Below are 17,323 nucleotides of genomic sequence, written 5' to 3'. Positions count from 1 at the left end.
GCGTCTTCGCAACGCGAATCCGTTTTGTCTGTGTCCCTTCTTTATAGAATTTTAGTGAAAGGTATTTCGTTTTTTAAAGCTTTCAAAATAAAATTATCTTCCAGGCCATTGACAATCCAGGTTTCGATAGTAGCGGCTTTGGCAATTGCCGAAGCTTCTATTTTAGATTGCATTCCGCCGGTTCCATGCGAGGATTTAGAATCGCCAATCTCTTTTTCCAATACTTTTAAATCGGTTACCAAAGAAATAGTTTCAGGAACGGCATCATGGATGGATGCTTTGGTGTAAATCCCGTTCGTATTGGTAGCGATAATCAGAATGTCAACATTTAATAAAACGGCGGTCAAAGCGGCTAATTTATCGTTATCACCAAACTGGATCTCATCCGTTGCCACGGTATCATTTTCATTTATAATTGGAATATAGCTGTTTTTGACCAACACATTGATTGTGTTTACAATATTTACTTTGGATTGTTCTTTTTCGAAATCAGAATAAGAAAGCAAACACTGCGAAATTAGCAATCCTAAATCGCTGAAATTTTCATGATAAATTCGCATCAAATGGGGCTGACCAATAGAAGCTAACGCTTGTTTTACAAAAACATCTTTGTCTTGATTCTCCAGTTTTACAAATTGTTTGGCCGCAGCAATTGCACCTGAACTCACAATGATGAACTCGTAATTGTCCTGTAAAGCGGCTATTTGCATTCCAATATCTTCAATCTTTCCTCTCGAAATGTGATTGGTTTCCTTGGTTAGCGTATTGCTCCCTAACTTTAATAAAATTCTTTTTTTAGCCATTTTTATTCTTTATTCTGAATCCTTCTTTTTTTCAATCTTTCGACTTTATGACTTTGGAATTTACGACTATTATCTTGTTTGTCCATTTCCGTAAATATACCATTTATTAGTAACTAGATGTTGCAAGCCGATTGGCCCACGTTGGTGTAATTTGTCCGTGCTTATCGCCAATTCTCCTCCTAAACCAAATTGTCCGCCATCAGTGAATCGGGTAGAGGCGTTTTGATATACGGCTGCGGTATCTACATTTTCCATGAATTCCTGGGCAATTGCATCATTTTTTGTGATTATCGAAGCGGAATGCCCGCCACAATATTTATTTATTTTGTCAATCGCTTCTTGATCCGAATTGGTTGTTCCAATAACAATTTTGTAATCCAAAAACTCTTCGTACCAAATTAAATCCGATTCGATCTGAGTAACATTTGTTGCGTTTGAAATACTTTCATCTCCCAAAATAGTAACGTTTCTTTGTTGTAATTCTTCAACTATTTTGATAACAAAACCTTCCCAATTTTCAAGATTAGTATCAATTAAAACTTTATCTAAAGCATTGCAAACTGATATATTTGAGGTCTTTCCATTAATAATAATGTCAAGTGCTTTTTTTAAATCGGCTTCCTTATTCACATATACAAAATTATTTCCTCGGCCACTTATAATCACTGGGCAAGTGGCATGTTTTTTTACAAAAGCAATTAATTTCTCCCCACCACGAGGAACGATTAAGTCCACTTTTTGTGTTGGGTTCTCCAAAAATGCCTGTGTTTCTTCCCGATTGTAATTCAAGTATTCCACCCATTCTGTAGCAATATTGTTCTCTTTTAAGGCTTGATGCCACAACTCCACAATTTTTAAGTTGGATTGTAAAGATTCTTTTCCGCCTTTGAGTAGAATTTTGTTTCCGGATTTAAAAGCGATTCCACCAGCTTCAACAGTAACATCAGGTCTAGATTCATAAATAATCATTATAGTTCCAAAAGCCGCTGATTTATTGATGATTTTCATTCCGTTATCATGGTCGAAATTAAAACGCTCCACACCAATAGGATCTTCTTGACTCGCTAATTGCTCCAGAGATAGAATCATACCGTCAATTTTGGCATCATCAACCAGTAAACGTTTTTCCATCGCTAAATCATCCCCCGAATAATTGCTTAAATCCTGTTGATTTATAGTCTTAAGATTGGCTCTTTCTTGTTCAAGAAGTTCGGCCATACTACTTAAAACTGCATTTCGTTTTTCTATTGGTAATACGTGGTTCATTAGTTTTTGGTTTACTATTTTAGAAAAAAATCTAAGCATATAAGTCACATAAGTTTAAGAGCTTAGAAGATTTATATGTTTAAAAAATCATTTCAATTCTGCCAATGTTTCTTTTAAAGCTATAATAAAGGTATCGATTGCTTCTATCTTGATTGTCAATGGAGGAAGAATTCTTAATAAGTTTTTATTGTTCGCATTTCCTGTAAAAATATGTTTGTCGATAATCATTTTTTTACGAAGATCACTTACGTCAAAATCAAATTCTACTCCTAGCATTAATCCTCTTCCTTTTACTTGGATCACTTCAGGAACTTGTTTGATTGCTTCTAAAAAATAGGCGTAAACATCATTTACGTTATCCATTAATTTTTGGCTTTTAATCACATCTAAAACTGCTATTCCAGCGGCACAAGCCAAATGGTTTCCGCCGAAAGTAGTTCCTAATAATCCATAACTCGCTGTAAATTTTGGAGAAATCATGATGCCTCCAATAGGAAATCCGTTGCCCATTCCTTTCGCCAGACAAATAATATCTGCTTTGATGTAATGATGTTGGTGTGCAAAAAACTTTCCGCTTCTTCCGTATCCTGATTGCACTTCGTCCAAAATCAGAACGACATCGTAAGTTTCGCACATTTTTTCTAATGCCTGAAAAAATTCAGTTGTCCCTTGGTCTAAACCACCAACTCCTTGAATACCTTCAATGATAACAGAAGAGACGTCGCCTTTTTTTAGTTCGTTTTCTAGCAACTCAATATTGTTCAATGGCAAGAAAGTAACAATTTGTTGCGCATTGATTGGCGCAACAATTTTTTTGTTGTCTGTCACTGCAACTGCCGCCGAAGTTCTTCCATGAAAAGAGTTATCAAAAGCAATAACTCTGGTTTTAGTGTTGTGAAAAGAGGCTAATTTCAACGCGTTTTCATTGGCTTCAGCTCCAGAACTGCACAAGAATAAAGTGTAGTCTTCTAATCCGGAAAGTTTCCCTAATTTTTCTGCTAATTCTACTTGCAATGGATTTTGAATCGCATTGGAATAAAAACCAATATTATCCAATTGATTTTTTAATTTGGCAATATAATCCGGTTGTGTGTGTCCAATGGAAATTACTCCATGACCACCATATAAATCTAAATATTCCACTCCTTTTTCATCTGTAATGGTGCAATCGAGGGCTTTTACAGGAGTGATGTTGTATAATGGGTAAACGTCAAATAAGTTCATAATAAATATTTTTTCCCACCCCGGCCCTCCCCGAAGGGGAGGGTGACGAGATAGAATTTGATTATTTTATTTTTTTTGCATATTGGCTCCCTCCCCTTCGGGGAGGGTTGGGGAGGGGATTAAAATCCGCTTGGTTTCAAATGCAATCCTGTGGTTTCATCTAGTGCAAACATTAAATTCATGTTTTGAATGGCTTGTCCTGAAGCTCCTTTCGTTAAATTATCAATTACTGAAGTAATCAATAACCGGTTTCCTTTTTTCATTAAACTAATAATGCATTTATTCGTTTGAACCACTTGTTTCATGTTGATTTCAGTGGTGGTAATAGTTACGAAAGGTTGATCTTTGTAAAAAGCCTCATATTTCGCCACCACATCTTCCAAGTTTTCTTCGATTGTTGTGTATAATGTTGCAAAAATTCCTCTGGCAAAATCACCTCTGTTGGGTACAAAAATCAATTCGTTTTTATAGTCCGCCTGCAATTGGTTGACACTTTGGTTTATTTCGCCCAAATGTTGGTGTTCAAAAGCTTTATAATGTGACATATTGTTAGATCTCCAACTAAAATGCGTCGTTTCCGAAGGTGAAACTCCAGCTCCCGTGCTTCCGGTTGTGGCATTGATATGAACATCAGTCGTAAGCATTTCGTTTTTAGCCAAAGGCAATAACGCTAATTGAATTGCTGTTGCAAAACAACCTGGATTAGCGATAAATTGGGCATTTTTTATGTTCGCTTTGTTTAATTCTGGCAAACCGTAGACGAAAGATTTTCCGTTGAAATCTTTGTCTTTTGTTAATCTGAAATCGTTTCCTAAATCGATGATTTTGGTATGACTCGCAAATTGATTGTTCTCTAAAAACGATTTTGATTTACCATGACCTAAACACAAGAAAAGTACATTCACATTTGGATTTACAGTATCGGTAAAATTCATTTCGATATCGCCCATCAAATCGTGATGCGCGACATGAAGTGGTTTTCCGGCGTTTGTCGTGCTATACACAAAATCAAGTGTAGCTTTGGGATGAAACATCAATATTCTGATGAGTTCGCCCGCAGTGTAACCTGAACCGCCAATTATTCCAATATTAATCATAATCTTATTTTTTAAACATATTAGAATTAATCCTTGTTGGAGTAATTCGATTTGTATTATTTTTTAACCACATAGATACATAGATTTTATTAATTTTATAAAGCGTTTCACTTATTGGAGTAAAATATAGCTTTGTGTAACCAAAAATTGGTCTATATAAGTTCTTTTTTCTATGTTTCTATGTGGTTAAATTTTATATTTATTGATTAATTCAGAATTTCAATTAATCGTGTGTCAGTTTATTTACTGATGAAAATATATTTTGGGCATTCCCCAGAATTTTGATAAATCCTTTGGCGTCGTCAGAAGTCCAGGCGTTGTTCATTTCTCCGTATTGTCCAAAAGTAGTATTCATTAAATCATTTTCAGATTCAATACCGTCCAATGTAAAGTGATATGGTTTTAGAGAAACGATAACAGTGCCGTTAACTGTGGTTTGAGTATCTTCCAGAAATGCCTCGATGTTTCTCATTACCGGATCTAGAAATTGTCCTTCATGAAACAACATTCCGTACCAGTTTCCTAATTGTTCTTTCCAGTATTGTTGCCATTTGCCCAACGTATGTTTCTCTAATAAATGGTGTGCTTTAATGATGATTAAAGGCGCAGCGGCTTCAAAACCAACTCTTCCTTTTATTCCGATTATCGTATCACCAACATGAATATCTCTACCAATTGCATATGCGCTGGCTAATTTTTCTAATGCAACGATATTTTTTGTTGGGGTATCCAAGTTCCCGTTGATACCTACTAGTTGTCCTTTTTCAAATTGTAAGGTAACTTTCTCTTCACCCGTTTTTTGCAATTGCGAAGGATACGCTTCACTTGGTAAAGTTTGATTTGACGTCAATGTTTCTTTACCGCCTACGCTTGTTCCCCACAATCCTTTATTGATGGAATATTGTGCTTTTTCCCAAGAATAATGAACTCCATTTTTAGATAAATAATCCACTTCTTCCTGTCTTGATAATTTTAAATCACGAATAGGAGTGATGATTTCAATTTCGGGAGCAATGGTTTGGAAAATTAAATCAAAACGAATTTGGTCATTTCCTGCGCCAGTGCTTCCGTGTGCGATTGCTTCGGCACCAACTGATTTTGCATATTTAATCGCTTCGATAGCTTGAAAAACACGCTCAGCGCTTACAGACAGTGGATAGGTATTATTTTTTAATACATTTCCATAAATTAAATATTTTATGGCTTTGTCATAATATTTATCGACAATGGTAAGATTTGTATGTTGAGCACTTCCTAATTCGTAAGCTCTTGCTTCAATGGCGGTTAGCTCCGTTTCATCAAATCCGCCAGTATTTATAAGAACGGTATGAACTTCATATCCTTTTTCGTTTTTTAAATATTTTAGGCAATAGGAGGTGTCTAATCCTCCGCTGTAAGCTAGTATTACTTTTTTCATGATATTATTTTTTTTCCTCACCCCATCCCCAGTCGAAGGAAGGGGAGCCGAAACCGGCAATTGGGAATTTATATTTATGTTTTTTTTTTTACTCCTTGGCTCCCTCAGCTTCGGGGAGGGCTGGGGATGGGATTTATTTTTTTAAGAACAAGGCTTCTTTAATTGATTTTAATCTGTTTAATACTCTAACGTTAAATGGATGTTCAGGCGGATCTTTAGGTTTTTCTTTTGGATCGTAAAGCATTCCAGTACACAAACACATTTTGTTGTCTTTACTTTTTAGGATTTCAAAATTAGTGCAGGTTTTACAACCGGCCCAAAAAGTTGGATCTGTCGTCAATTCTGAAAACGGAACCGGTTTATATCCCAAATCAGAATTGATTTTCATTACTGCTAATCCAGTTGTAATTCCGAATATTTTAGCATCTGGGTATTTCTCCAAAGAATAGTCAAATACTTTCGATTTGATTTGTTTTGCCAATCCTAAATTTCTGTAGTCAGGGTGAACTATCAATCCTGAATGTGCCACATATTTACCGTGCTGCCAACTTTCGATATAACAAAAACCAGCAAATTTCCCGTTGTCTAATGCAATTATGGCATCCTTACTTTCCATTTTTTTCTGGATGTATTCAGGAGTTCTCTTAGCAATTCCCGTACCTCTTAATAGTGCGGATAATTCTATGGTATCGCATATTTCATGCGAATATTTATATTGTTCTTCCTGAGTTATAATGATAGAAATATTCATTTCAAAAGCTGAATTTTGAGTTATAAAAAGATTTTAATATTTGTTTTTGAAATGCATTTTTACCAAATTCAAATACAACAATAAAACTGTTGATTGTTGTGCAATAAATTGAACTACAATGCGGTAGGATTAAATAAGTATTAGTTTTTGGATAAATTATTCCAATGGAAAATAGCGGTGATTTCAAAATGAAAAGAATGAAAAATGAATAAAAATACAAAACAGCTTTTGGGTACTATAATTATAGCATCCGTACTTCGGGAGAAGTTGTAAGTCTGTTTGTCCGTGACAAAGAAGTTATATGTAAACTTGATTTATTCATTGCTTCAAAAGTACACATATTTTTATAACGTAACACTACTTTTCTGTTTTCTAACAAAATTTTAATGTATTGTTGATTTATTTAAATTAAAAAAACTCCTTATTAAAATTGATTATCAAGAAGTTTTATAAAGTTGTAAAGTCTTAAAAATATTAGTTTCTTAGGCTGTTTCGAGTGATAATATCTTTAATTTTAGCTTTTAAGTCAATTCCAGTGTCATAAACCATTTGTTCACTGCTAGGGAAAGGAATTGGATTTCTATCAAAATAAGAATAATAATTATCGTCCGCAGCGAGTCGGTCTCCTTTGTAAGTGGCATAAATATTTTCGAAAATAAATTCACTAGTTAAAGGAAAAGATTGTAAAAGTTGATTGTTTCTGAAATTTATATAATCCACTTTCGCCGTAATTTGGCAAGATTTAAATTGTTTGAATTCATAAATTCGGGCAGTTACAGTTTTAAGATTATCTATCATAACTACTTTACCTTTTTCGTCCAGCACTTCTTTTCCGTTGGCATCAATCAGTTTTTTGAAACCGTCTTTGATAATTCGTTCTTTTACAAATTCTCTTTCTTTAATTTGCTCTGGCGAAATGTAAATTTCTCTAAAATTTATCATCAGTCCGTAATCATAATTGAATCCTTTTTGTTTGTTGCTGTGGTAAACAGTCCATTTATCGTTTAATCCTAAAGTACTGAAATCCAATAAATCATTTTGAAGATGGACCGGAATGATCATGTTGGTTTCGTTTTTGGTGTAAACTGAAACATAATCAGAACCTTTGTATTTTGCATCGTCCATCAATCGCAAAACATCTTTGTAATTTGGATTTATTTGATTTAAATAATCCATGTCATCATACGCTTTTCGATAATTCATCTTGTCTGATGTTGCCATTAATTTTTTGGCATTAGCATACAAATAAGTGGACAAAGCATTTTTGCTGTCAATGATTTGATCGTTATAATTATCAAATGGGAAAATGGCATTTCGTCCTTCTTTGATTAACCTTAAAGGAAGTAAAGGTTTGATTTTTTCCTGACGCGAATTCAATTGTAAATACGTATTATATAATTTTTCCAATTGAGCCGGATTAGCATCTTTAGCCAATAAATTAATAGCATTCAAATCCCGATCTTTTGCTTTGGCGAAAGCCTCTTCGAGTAAGTAAATATAGTCTTGTTTGCCTTTTTTATCTTTATTTGTTCGCAAATTGGATGCGGCGTTATCAATTGCCTGATCGTAATTTCCGGAGTTTACTAAATTTTGCGTTTGCTTTACGCCACAGGAGTAAATAATGAGAAACAGGAATAATGAAAGAGTAATTTTTTTCATAAGCGATATGATTAGTGAAGTGATTTTTGATTGAAATGCTACTTTTTTTAAACAGAGTAAGTATTCTAATTTCCAAAATTCAAAAATAATGCCATAAAAAAACCCAACAAAAGTAGTATAGTTGTTAGGTTTTTAGATTCTATGTTTATTCCTTTTATTTTCTAACGAAAGGTGGCAATAGCTTACTGGAAACTTCACCAAAACCAATGCGAACATGTCCGTTCTGGCAGTGTCCTTTCATGATTACAGTGTCATTATCATTGATAAATTTACGTTCAGTTCCATCTTTCAATTGTATTGGGTTTTTTCCGCCCCAAGTTAGTTCTAACATCGAACCAAAACTGTCAGGAGTAGGCCCGGAAATAGTACCAGATCCCATCATATCGCCTGAATTTACACGACAACCATTAGAAGTATGGTGTGTTAATTGCTGGCTCATTGTCCAGTACATGTATTTAAAATTAGAATGAGAAATAACTGTTGCTTCCGCATTTTCAGGCTGAATGGCCACTTCTAAATTAATGTCAAAAGAATGTTTTCCTTTTTGTTGCAAATAGGGAAGAGGCGTTGGTTCTTGTTTTGGACCTTTGGTTCTAAAAGGTTCTAAAGCATCCATAGTCACGATCCAAGGCGAAATTGAAGAGGCGAAATTCTTTGCCAAGAACGGTCCCAACGGAACATATTCCCATTTTTGAATATCTCGGGCACTCCAGTCATTCAATAAAACCATTCCGAAAATATATTCTTCAGCTTCAGTAACCGAAATATTTTCTCCCATTATATTTACATCTGTAGTAATAAAAGCTGTTTCAAGTTCAAAATCGACAGAACGGGAAGGGCCAAAAACTGGTGTGGTTTCTCCGTTTGGCAACGTTTGTCCCATAGGTCTGTGAACTGGAATTCCAGAAGGAACAATCGTGGAACTTCTTCCGTGATAGCCCACAGGAATGTGTAACCAGTTTGGTAGCAATGCATTTTCAGGGTCACGGAACATTTTCCCTACATTAGTTGCATGCTCTTTACTGGAGTAGAAGTCTGTGTAATCCCCAATAAGCACCGGTAATTGCATTTCTACATCTTCCATCCTGAAAATTATGATGTCTCTATCTTTGGCATTATCCTGTAATTTTGAATTTGTCACATCAAAAAGTTCTGCAATTCGGTTTCGAACCAAACGCCATGTTTTTTGACCATCGGAAATAAAATCATTCAAAGTGTCCTGCATGAACATATCATCCGTCAGCTCAATGCCTTCAAAATAATTTAATTGTTGTAAAGCTCCCAAATCAATGGCGAAATCCCCGATTCTGGTTCCTACGGTTACTATATTTTCTTTGGTAAGAAAAACTCCAAAAGGAATATTTTGAATAGGAAAATCACTATTGACAAGTACTTCTAGCCATGATTTTCTGTTGGTATCGTTAGCTGTTATTGGCATATTTTGTTAATTATTTTGTTAAAAAATTACTCATCAAATATATTATAATCTAACTATTAACCAAACGTTTTTTTGTATTTTTGCATCAAATTAACGAAAATCAAAAAAATGCAACGCGACGAACAAATTTTTGACCTTATTCTAGAAGAACAAGAAAGACAAATTCACGGATTAGAACTTATTGCATCGGAAAACTTCGTAAGTGACGAAGTAATGGAAGCAGCTGGGTCTGTTTTAACTAACAAATATGCTGAAGGCTATCCTGGCAAAAGATACTACGGCGGTTGCGAGGTAGTTGATGTCATTGAACAAATTGCTATTGACAGAGCCAAAGAGTTATTTGGTGCGGCCTATGCAAATGTGCAGCCACACTCCGGTTCGCAAGCAAATACAGCGGTTTACCACGCATGTATTAAGCCTGGAGATAAAATTTTAGGTTTTGATTTGTCTCATGGTGGTCACCTAACGCATGGTTCGCCAGTTAATTTTTCAGGACGTTTGTATACTCCTTCTTTTTATGGTGTAGACAAAGAAACAGGACGATTGAACTATGATAAAATTCAAGAAATAGCGACGAGAGAACAACCAAAATTAATTATTGCAGGAGCTTCAGCTTATTCCCGTGATATGGATTTTGAACGTTTCAGAGTAATTGCTGACAGTGTTGGCGCTATTTTATTGGCTGATATTTCTCATCCTGCAGGTCTTATCGCAAAAGGATTAATGAATGATCCATTACCTCATTGCCATATTGTGACAACTACAACTCACAAAACATTACGTGGTCCTCGTGGAGGTTTAATTTTGATGGGTAAAGATTTCGAAAATCCATTTGGTCTGACCACGCCAAAAGGAGAAATCAGAATGATGTCATCTCTATTGGATTTAGCTGTTTTCCCAGGAAATCAAGGTGGTCCCTTAATGCACATTATTGCTGCAAAAGCAGTAGCTTTTGGTGAAGCGTTGAAAGATGAATTTTTTACATACGCTTTGCAATTACAAAAAAATGCGAATGCTATGGCGGATGCTTTTGTAAAAAGAGGCTATGAAATCATCTCTGGCGGAACGGACAATCACATGATGTTGATTGATTTAAGAAACAAAAACATTTCTGGGAAAGATGCTGAAAACGCATTAGTAAAAGCAGAAATTACAGTAAATAAAAACATGGTTCCATTTGATGATAAATCACCATTTGTAACTTCAGGAATTCGTGTAGGAACTCCTGCAATTACCACTCGTGGTCTTGTGGAGGAAGATATGGAAACCATAGTTGCTTTAATAGACAGAGTTTTGATGGATCATACCAACGAAGATGTAATCGAGGCTGTAGCAAATGAAGTAAACGAAATGATGAGCGAAAGAGCTATTTTCGTATACTAATAAATCGTTGTAAAATTTTTAAAGTCGAAAGTCGAAAGTCTTTGAATAGAATTTAATATTCTGTCTTAGTTTTGGCTTTCGACTTTCGACTTTATGACTTTCTAACTTTAAGATTTAAATTATGTCTGTATTAAGATTAAAATTACCAACCGATCCAAGATGGGTCAATATTGTAGAAAAGAATATTGAGGAAATCTTGACGGATCATGCTTGGTGTGAACAAAAAGCAGCTACAAACGCAATTACGATTATCACTAATAACTCAGAACATCAGGATTTAGTGAAGGATTTATTGGCTTTGGCCAAAGAAGAAATCGATCATTTTGAGCAAGTTCACAATATTATTATCAAACGTGGACTCAAATTAGGTCGCGAGCGCAAAGACGATTATGTAAATGAATTGTATTCGTACATGAAAAAAAGCAGCGACGGAAGCAGGGTTTCCAGCTTAGTGGAACGGTTATTGTTTTCGGCAATGATAGAAGCCAGAAGTTGTGAACGTTTCAAAGTACTTTCAGAAAATATCAACGATGAAGAACTGTCCGTGTTCTATAGAGATTTGATGGAAAGCGAAGCAGGACATTATACCACTTTCATTACATACGCTAGAAAATATGGTGTGGGAATTGATGTAGAAAAACGTTGGCGAGAGTGGCTGGAATTTGAAGAGTGCATTATTGCTAATTATGGTAAAAACGAAACGATTCACGGGTAGGTATTTTGATGTTTTTAAATTTTAATTGCGTTAGGTAATTGTTTTTGAGGTAGTTGATTGTATTTTTATTCCTTACGATTTTGCCATTTGGGACAAAAATTAAGTAGTAATAATCGATTCGCAATATTTAATATCTTTTTTAGAAATAAATCAATTATTAACAATATATTCACAGGATGAAGCTTAATTACAATTACGATGGAAATATTGCTTGTCGCAGAATACTAGAAGACCATTTAGATAAATTAAATATTGAATATCAGGTTTTAAGTTTAGGTCAAATTGAAATTAATGATGATGTTTCAATTGAGATTTTTGAACAGCTTCAAACGGCATTAGATAGCTATTCAATCCACATTATAAATAATCCCAAAGGGCAACTGATTCAGCAGATAAAGGATGCCATTGTTGAAATTATTTATGAAAAAGATAAATTTCCAAGTACAACAATTTCGCAATATTTATCTGAAAAACTGAATTCTAGATATGGTTATATTACCAATATTTTTTCGGAGTACACACATACTTCAATAGAGAATTTTATTATTATTCAAAAAATTGAAAGAGCCAAAAAATTAATATTAGATGGAGAATTTAGTTTAACGGAGATCTCTTATGAATTAAATTACAGTAGTGTTGCATATTTATCGACACAATTCAAAAAAGTTACCGGATTGACGCCATCCATGTTTAAAAGAATAGTTGAAAAAAGAAGAAAATTATCAAAAGATATTAAATAAAATTACCTACACCCGAATATTTCATGATTAATAATATAAATAGAATACATATTTTGATTGCTGACGATGATGAAGATGATATTCAACTTTTTAATGAAGCGTTGGCTGAGCTAAAAATGGATAATAAGCTGACTTCCTGTAAAGATGGAAAAGATTTGATGGATTATCTTCACAATCCTGAAAATAAGCTGCCACATGTTTTATTTCTGGATTTAAATATGCCTTGCAAAACGGGTAACGAATGTCTCCGCGAAATAAGAGCAAATGCTCGTTTTAATGATATTTCTATTGCAATATATTCCACTTCTTCGTCAGAAAAAGATATCGAAGATACTTTAGTGGGAGGGGCCAATATTTATATAAAAAAGCCAAACGATTTTTCGAAATTAAAAAAGGTAATTAAAGATGTGGTAAACATGAACTGGCAATACCAATCTTTAGGCTTAAACAAAGAAACCTTTTTCTATAGTTTGTAAATCTTAAATAATGAAAATTTTAAGATTACTGAAAAATACTCAAGTATTCAAAATCGCTTTGGCTATAGCAATTGTAGTTGTGATGTACATTGCTTCTCAATTTTATTATCAAATGCACAAGCTCAACGCAACCGTTGAACTGATTGCAAATTCCAATGAATCCCAAGATGAATTAGAAAACCTGTTATCCGTAATCAGTAATTACGAAACAAGTTTACGCAGTTTCATCATTACAAAAGACGAGAGTTATATTGAAAATCGATTTTTAAGTCGTGGTAAAATTGAACGAAGTATTGAAAAATTAAAAGAGTTATCGGTCAATGATTCATCCAGAAATCAAGATATTGATAGCCTCAAAAAAATTATAGACCAAAGATTTAAGCTATTTCGCGAGACATTGATTGTTGCAAAAAGTAAAAATGACAATCGATTGGCATTGAATGCAAAAATGGTTGAAAGTAGCGAAGTTACTGAAATGATGAGAAGCTTTGTTAGCAAAATAGTATTTTCGGAAAATATAAAAACAAAGCTGCAAAACGACAGTCATCAATTTGAATTGAATGACTTGATTATCACTGCTTTTTTATTGGTGATCGTAACGCTTTTGGTCTTATTTCTGTCTTTTAATAAAATGAATGTGGATATTGCGGAACTGCAGAAAGCAAATGATAAATTAAAATTGCTTAATAAGTCCTATAACACTGCAGAAATGACAGCAGGATTTGGACATTGGATGTTAAACATAGAAGCGAACACCTACACTTTTTCAGATAATTTATACCGTTTAATGGGAGTTGAACCTAATGCTTTCGAACCTAATATTGAAAACACAAAAGCCTTTATTTATCCTGAGGATTTAGAATATGTAACTAAAATACACGAGGATTCTTTGATAAATAATGAATCTACTGCAATGAATTTTCGATTTTTAACTGCTGACGGTGAAGTAAAACATATTAGGGCTGTTGGAAGTTTTACTACAGATGGAAATGGAGATTCATTCAAAATAGGCGTTATTTATGACATTACAAGTCAACACCACAAGACGCTTGAATTAGAAAATAATAACAAAGAACTGGAATATATAAATGCAGAACTGGAATCATTTAATAATATTGTGAGCCACGATTTACAAGAACCATTGCGTAAAATTCAAATATTTATTTCCAGATTAGAAGAAAAAGAATTGCATTTGCTGACACAACAAGGAAAAGATTATTTTTCTAAAATACGAACTGCGGCAAATAGAATGCAGACATTGTTAATTGATTTGGTAAATTATTCCCGAACAATAAAAGGCGACAAGGTTTTTGCAGCAACGGATTTAAATTTAGTTTTAGACGAAATTCTCCTTGATTTATCGTGTAGTATTGAAGAGAAAAAGGCAGAAATTTTAATTGGTAAGTTACCAACACTTATCGCCATACCTTTCCAGATTAAACAACTTTTTATTAATTTAATTTCCAATGCGCTTAATTACAGCAGGGAGGAAGTAAGTCCTCAAATCAGCGTAGTTTCTAAAAAGGTTACAAAAAGAGACTTGCGAAATTATAATATAGATAGCAAGAAGGAGTATTATAAGATTGTAATTTCGGATAATGGAATTGGTTTTAAACAGGAATATGCCGATAAAATATTTCTTTTATTCAAACGATTGGAAACCGATGCTAAATACGCAGGAACTGGGCTTGGACTGGCTATTTGCAGCAGAATTGTGGAAAATCATCAAGGCTTTATCAAAGTGAAAAGCACGCCTAATCTCGGATCTAAATTCTACATATTTTTTCCAAGAAGAGATTCGCTTTAATAGAGGTTTTTAAAATTATTCAGAAATAGCATTATGCTCTCATGCGGAAAAAAGCTTCATTTTACCTCATAATTTAGCGTATTAAATTTTTTCTCACTTCTAATTTGAACTAATGAATGTAGCTTCAAAATGGATATTGTTGTACATTTATAGAAAGAATTCACAACAATTCAAAAAATTAAATAAGAAGCGAAATGAGTTTACAATTACGATTATTATTTTATTTGCTACTCCTCAGTTTGCTTTCTTGTTCCAAAAATAAAGCAGAAGAAATTAAACCAACAATAGGTGAAGTTACGGAAAGTGTTTATGCCTCTGGAGTTATCAAAGCAGAAGGACAATATACGGTCTACGCTACTGTAAACGGCACGTTACAAAAAGTAAATGTTACCGCTGGTCAATCCATTACTAAAGGACAGTCTTTATTTGAATTGGAAAGTGATAAAGCGGAATTGAATACGGAAAACGCTCTTTTAGCGTATCAATTAAGTCTGGAAAGCAGTCGGTATATCCAAGATAAAATTGCCGAAATGCAAATGAAAGTCCAATCAAGCAGAGATAAATTAACGTTGGACGAATCCATTTACAACCGAAATAAAAACATCAAAAATCAGGGAGGCATTTCGGAAGTTGATTTTGAAAGAGTAGAATTAGCATTCAAAAGTTCCAAAATTAATCATGAATCGGCTAGAAAACAATTGGCACAACTCAAAGCCCAATTGGAGAATGATCAAAGCAGAAATGCTGTCAATCTACGAATAAACCAGAAATCCCAAAGTGATTTTATCGTCAAAAGTGCCTTTTCCGGACAATTGTTTGATGTATTGGTGAAAGAAGGAACATTAGTTACGCCGCAAACTCCTTTGGCGATAATTGGTCAATCCGATTCCTTTTTATTGGAATTAGAAGTGGACGAAAATGATATGGTTCGCGTGAGCACGGGACAAAAAGTATTGGTGACAATGGATAGTTATAGAGGACAGGTTTTTGAGGCCGTTATTGATAAAATTTACCCGATAATGAACGAGCGATCCCGTACTTTTAAAATCGAAGCATCTTTTATGAAACCACCTTTAAAACTGTATCCAAATCTTACTGCTGAAGCCAATATTATCATTCAGATAAAGCAGAATACCATCACGATTCCAAAATCATATTTGATAGAAGGCAAATATGTTTTAGTAAACAAAGAAGAAAAAAGGGAAGTGAAAACCGGTTTGAGCGATTATCAAAAAGTGGAAATAATATCAGGATTAACCGCTGAAGAAACGATCTATAAACCCAAATAATGAACTTTAAACTGATTTTAAATATTGCTATGCATTTGCTTCGTGCAAGATTGAAGCAAACGATTGTTGCTGCTATTGGCGTAACGTTCAGTATTGCTATGTTTATTGCTTTGGTTAGTTTTATGAATGGTTTAAATGATTTATTAGATGGCTTAATGCTCAATAGAACGCCCCATATACTGCTATATAATGAAATAAAGCCTTCGGAAAATCAACCCATACTTTCATCCGAAGCGTTCAAGAAAAAAACCAATTTTGTTCGTTCGATTAAGCCGAAAGACCGTGGAAAATCCATTTATAACAGCAAAACAATTCTGGCTGTTTTAAAACAAGATTCTCGCGTGATTGATGTTGCTCCAAAGGTGACTTCGCCCGTTTTTTTTAATTCGGGGACGATCGAAATTTCAGGAATAATAAATGGAATTGATGTTTTATCTGAAGATAAATTATTTAAAATCAGTGATTACATCATAGAGGGAAAAGTAGCTGATTTGCTTCAAAATAATAGCATTATTATTGGAAAAGGTTTATCGGATAAAATGCTTCTTACCAAAGGTGACATTATCAAGATTACCACTTCTAAAGGAAATTTAGCTTCGCTTAAAATTGTGGGTATTTCTGAAATTGGGATTGCTGAAATCGACAATGTGACGAGTTTTACCTCTTTGGCGACAGCCCAAAAAATATTGGGAGAACCTACAAACTACATCACCGATATTCAGCTAAATTTATATAATATGGCTACTGCAACTGCTGTTGCGAAAGAGTTTCGGGATAACTTTAATCTGGATGCGATTGATTATCAAACTGCAAATTCTCAGTTTGAAACCGGAAGTACGGTGCGAAGTATCATTTCCTATTCCGTTGGCGTGGTGTTGCTAATTGTCGCCGGTTTTGGAATTTATAATATTCTGAATATGATGATTTATGAAAAAATGGACAGTATTGCGATTTTGAAAGCAACTGGATTTTCCGGTAATGATGTGAAATGGATTTTTGTTTCGCTTTCTATCATTATTGGACTTGCTGGAGGATTGTTTGGTTTGCTGTTTGGCTATATTTTCTCTTCAATTATTGATGTTATTCCGTTTGAAACGGCTTCATTACCCACGGTAAAAACTTATCCTGTTAATTACAATCCGCTATTTTATGGTATCGGGATTACTTTTGCATTATTTACAACAACCATTGCCGGACTTTTTCCTGCTTTAAAAGCTAGTAAAGTAGATCCAGTAGAAATTATCAGAGGGAAATAAAG

The 17,323-nt window shown here is 34.1% G+C and carries 15 protein-coding genes; 7 read left to right on the top strand and 8 right to left on the bottom strand.

The window, feature by feature from the left end:
• Positions 1-41 precede the first annotated feature (41 nt).
• The 8 genes from proB to fahA all read right to left on the bottom strand — a co-directional run bounded on the left by proB (position 42) and on the right by fahA (position 9,655).
• A complete protein-coding gene (gene proB, locus ACP7AQ_RS13265; RefSeq protein WP_426095803.1) occupies positions 42-803 on the bottom strand; it encodes a glutamate 5-kinase in 762 nt (253 codons plus the stop codon).
• Between the two features lie 69 nt (positions 804-872).
• On the bottom strand, positions 873-2,069 hold the full coding sequence (locus tag ACP7AQ_RS13260; protein WP_426095802.1) for a glutamate-5-semialdehyde dehydrogenase: 1,197 nt from the start codon (positions 2,067-2,069) through the stop codon (positions 873-875).
• A gap of 87 nt (positions 2,070-2,156) precedes the next feature.
• A complete protein-coding gene (locus ACP7AQ_RS13255) occupies positions 2,157-3,293 on the bottom strand; it encodes an aspartate aminotransferase family protein (RefSeq protein WP_426095801.1) in 1,137 nt (378 codons plus the stop codon).
• A gap of 119 nt (positions 3,294-3,412) precedes the next feature.
• Complete coding sequence (gene argC / locus ACP7AQ_RS13250) at positions 3,413-4,390, bottom strand: N-acetyl-gamma-glutamyl-phosphate reductase (RefSeq protein WP_426095800.1); 978 nt, start codon at positions 4,388-4,390, stop codon at positions 3,413-3,415.
• 223 nt (positions 4,391-4,613) lie between these two features.
• On the bottom strand, positions 4,614-5,807 hold the full coding sequence (locus tag ACP7AQ_RS13245; protein ID WP_426095799.1) for an argininosuccinate synthase: 1,194 nt from the start codon (positions 5,805-5,807) through the stop codon (positions 4,614-4,616).
• A gap of 133 nt (positions 5,808-5,940) precedes the next feature.
• Complete coding sequence (locus tag ACP7AQ_RS13240) at positions 5,941-6,558, bottom strand: GNAT family N-acetyltransferase (RefSeq protein ID WP_426095798.1); 618 nt, start codon at positions 6,556-6,558, stop codon at positions 5,941-5,943.
• Between the two features lie 474 nt (positions 6,559-7,032).
• A complete protein-coding gene (locus tag ACP7AQ_RS13235) occupies positions 7,033-8,217 on the bottom strand; it encodes a hypothetical protein (protein WP_426095797.1) in 1,185 nt (394 codons plus the stop codon).
• A 154-nt stretch (positions 8,218-8,371) separates the two neighbouring features.
• Positions 8,372-9,655: a fumarylacetoacetase gene (gene fahA / locus ACP7AQ_RS13230; protein ID WP_426065153.1), complete on the bottom strand. Its 1,284-nt coding sequence runs from the start codon at positions 9,653-9,655 to the stop codon at positions 8,372-8,374.
• Positions 9,656-9,763: 108 nt separating this feature from the next.
• Here fahA and glyA point away from each other — a divergent pair, with 108 nt between their 5' ends.
• From glyA to ACP7AQ_RS13195, 7 genes are all read left to right on the top strand, one after another.
• Entirely contained in the window at positions 9,764-11,038 is a 1,275-nt protein-coding gene (gene glyA, locus ACP7AQ_RS13225) for a serine hydroxymethyltransferase (protein ID WP_426095796.1), read from the top strand.
• 121 nt (positions 11,039-11,159) lie between these two features.
• Positions 11,160-11,753, top strand: coding sequence for a tRNA-(ms[2]io[6]A)-hydroxylase (locus ACP7AQ_RS13220; RefSeq protein ID WP_426095795.1), 594 nt, complete (start codon positions 11,160-11,162; stop codon positions 11,751-11,753).
• A gap of 176 nt (positions 11,754-11,929) precedes the next feature.
• Positions 11,930-12,493, top strand: a complete 564-nt coding sequence (locus ACP7AQ_RS13215) for a helix-turn-helix domain-containing protein (RefSeq protein ID WP_426095794.1) — start codon at positions 11,930-11,932, stop codon at positions 12,491-12,493.
• A gap of 23 nt (positions 12,494-12,516) precedes the next feature.
• On the top strand, positions 12,517-12,969 hold the full coding sequence (locus ACP7AQ_RS13210; protein WP_426095793.1) for a response regulator: 453 nt from the start codon (positions 12,517-12,519) through the stop codon (positions 12,967-12,969).
• 10 nt (positions 12,970-12,979) lie between these two features.
• Positions 12,980-14,776 (top strand): ATP-binding protein, encoded by a 1,797-nt coding sequence (locus tag ACP7AQ_RS13205; protein WP_426095792.1) that lies wholly within the window; start codon positions 12,980-12,982, stop codon positions 14,774-14,776.
• A 194-nt stretch (positions 14,777-14,970) separates the two neighbouring features.
• Entirely contained in the window at positions 14,971-16,065 is a 1,095-nt protein-coding gene (locus ACP7AQ_RS13200) for an efflux RND transporter periplasmic adaptor subunit (RefSeq protein ID WP_426095791.1), read from the top strand.
• Positions 16,065-17,321, top strand: a complete 1,257-nt coding sequence (locus ACP7AQ_RS13195; protein ID WP_426095790.1) for an ABC transporter permease — start codon at positions 16,065-16,067, stop codon at positions 17,319-17,321. The genes ACP7AQ_RS13200 and ACP7AQ_RS13195 overlap by 1 nt, the downstream gene beginning before the upstream one ends.
• Positions 17,322-17,323 lie beyond the last annotated feature (2 nt).

The organism is Flavobacterium sp. DSR2-3-3 (genome assembly GCF_049896585.1).
Lineage (GTDB): Bacteria > Bacteroidota > Bacteroidia > Flavobacteriales > Flavobacteriaceae > Flavobacterium.
Note: the sequence above shows the minus strand (reverse complement) of the source record. Positions and strands in the feature narration are given on the sequence as shown.

What these genes read in the sequence shown, in the direction of transcription:
- proB (WP_426095803.1), bottom strand. Translation starts at nt 803, where the DNA reads ATGGCTAAAAAAAGAATTTTATTAAAGTTAGGGAGCAATACGCTAACC.
- ACP7AQ_RS13260 (WP_426095802.1), bottom strand. Translation starts at nt 2,069, where the DNA reads ATGAACCACGTATTACCAATAGAAAAACGAAATGCAGTTTTAAGTAGT.
- ACP7AQ_RS13255 (WP_426095801.1), bottom strand. Translation starts at nt 3,293, where the DNA reads ATGAACTTATTTGACGTTTACCCATTATACAACATCACTCCTGTAAAA.
- argC (WP_426095800.1), bottom strand. Translation starts at nt 4,390, where the DNA reads ATGATTAATATTGGAATAATTGGCGGTTCAGGTTACACTGCGGGCGAA.
- ACP7AQ_RS13245 (WP_426095799.1), bottom strand. Translation starts at nt 5,807, where the DNA reads ATGAAAAAAGTAATACTAGCTTACAGCGGAGGATTAGACACCTCCTAT.
- ACP7AQ_RS13240 (WP_426095798.1), bottom strand. Translation starts at nt 6,558, where the DNA reads ATGAATATTTCTATCATTATAACTCAGGAAGAACAATATAAATATTCG.
- ACP7AQ_RS13235 (WP_426095797.1), bottom strand. Translation starts at nt 8,217, where the DNA reads ATGAAAAAAATTACTCTTTCATTATTCCTGTTTCTCATTATTTACTCC.
- fahA (WP_426065153.1), bottom strand. Translation starts at nt 9,655, where the DNA reads ATGCCAATAACAGCTAACGATACCAACAGAAAATCATGGCTAGAAGTA.
- glyA (WP_426095796.1), top strand. Translation starts at nt 9,764, where the DNA reads ATGCAACGCGACGAACAAATTTTTGACCTTATTCTAGAAGAACAAGAA.
- ACP7AQ_RS13220 (WP_426095795.1), top strand. Translation starts at nt 11,160, where the DNA reads ATGTCTGTATTAAGATTAAAATTACCAACCGATCCAAGATGGGTCAAT.
- ACP7AQ_RS13215 (WP_426095794.1), top strand. Translation starts at nt 11,930, where the DNA reads ATGAAGCTTAATTACAATTACGATGGAAATATTGCTTGTCGCAGAATA.
- ACP7AQ_RS13210 (WP_426095793.1), top strand. Translation starts at nt 12,517, where the DNA reads ATGATTAATAATATAAATAGAATACATATTTTGATTGCTGACGATGAT.
- ACP7AQ_RS13205 (WP_426095792.1), top strand. Translation starts at nt 12,980, where the DNA reads ATGAAAATTTTAAGATTACTGAAAAATACTCAAGTATTCAAAATCGCT.
- ACP7AQ_RS13200 (WP_426095791.1), top strand. Translation starts at nt 14,971, where the DNA reads ATGAGTTTACAATTACGATTATTATTTTATTTGCTACTCCTCAGTTTG.
- ACP7AQ_RS13195 (WP_426095790.1), top strand. Translation starts at nt 16,065, where the DNA reads ATGAACTTTAAACTGATTTTAAATATTGCTATGCATTTGCTTCGTGCA.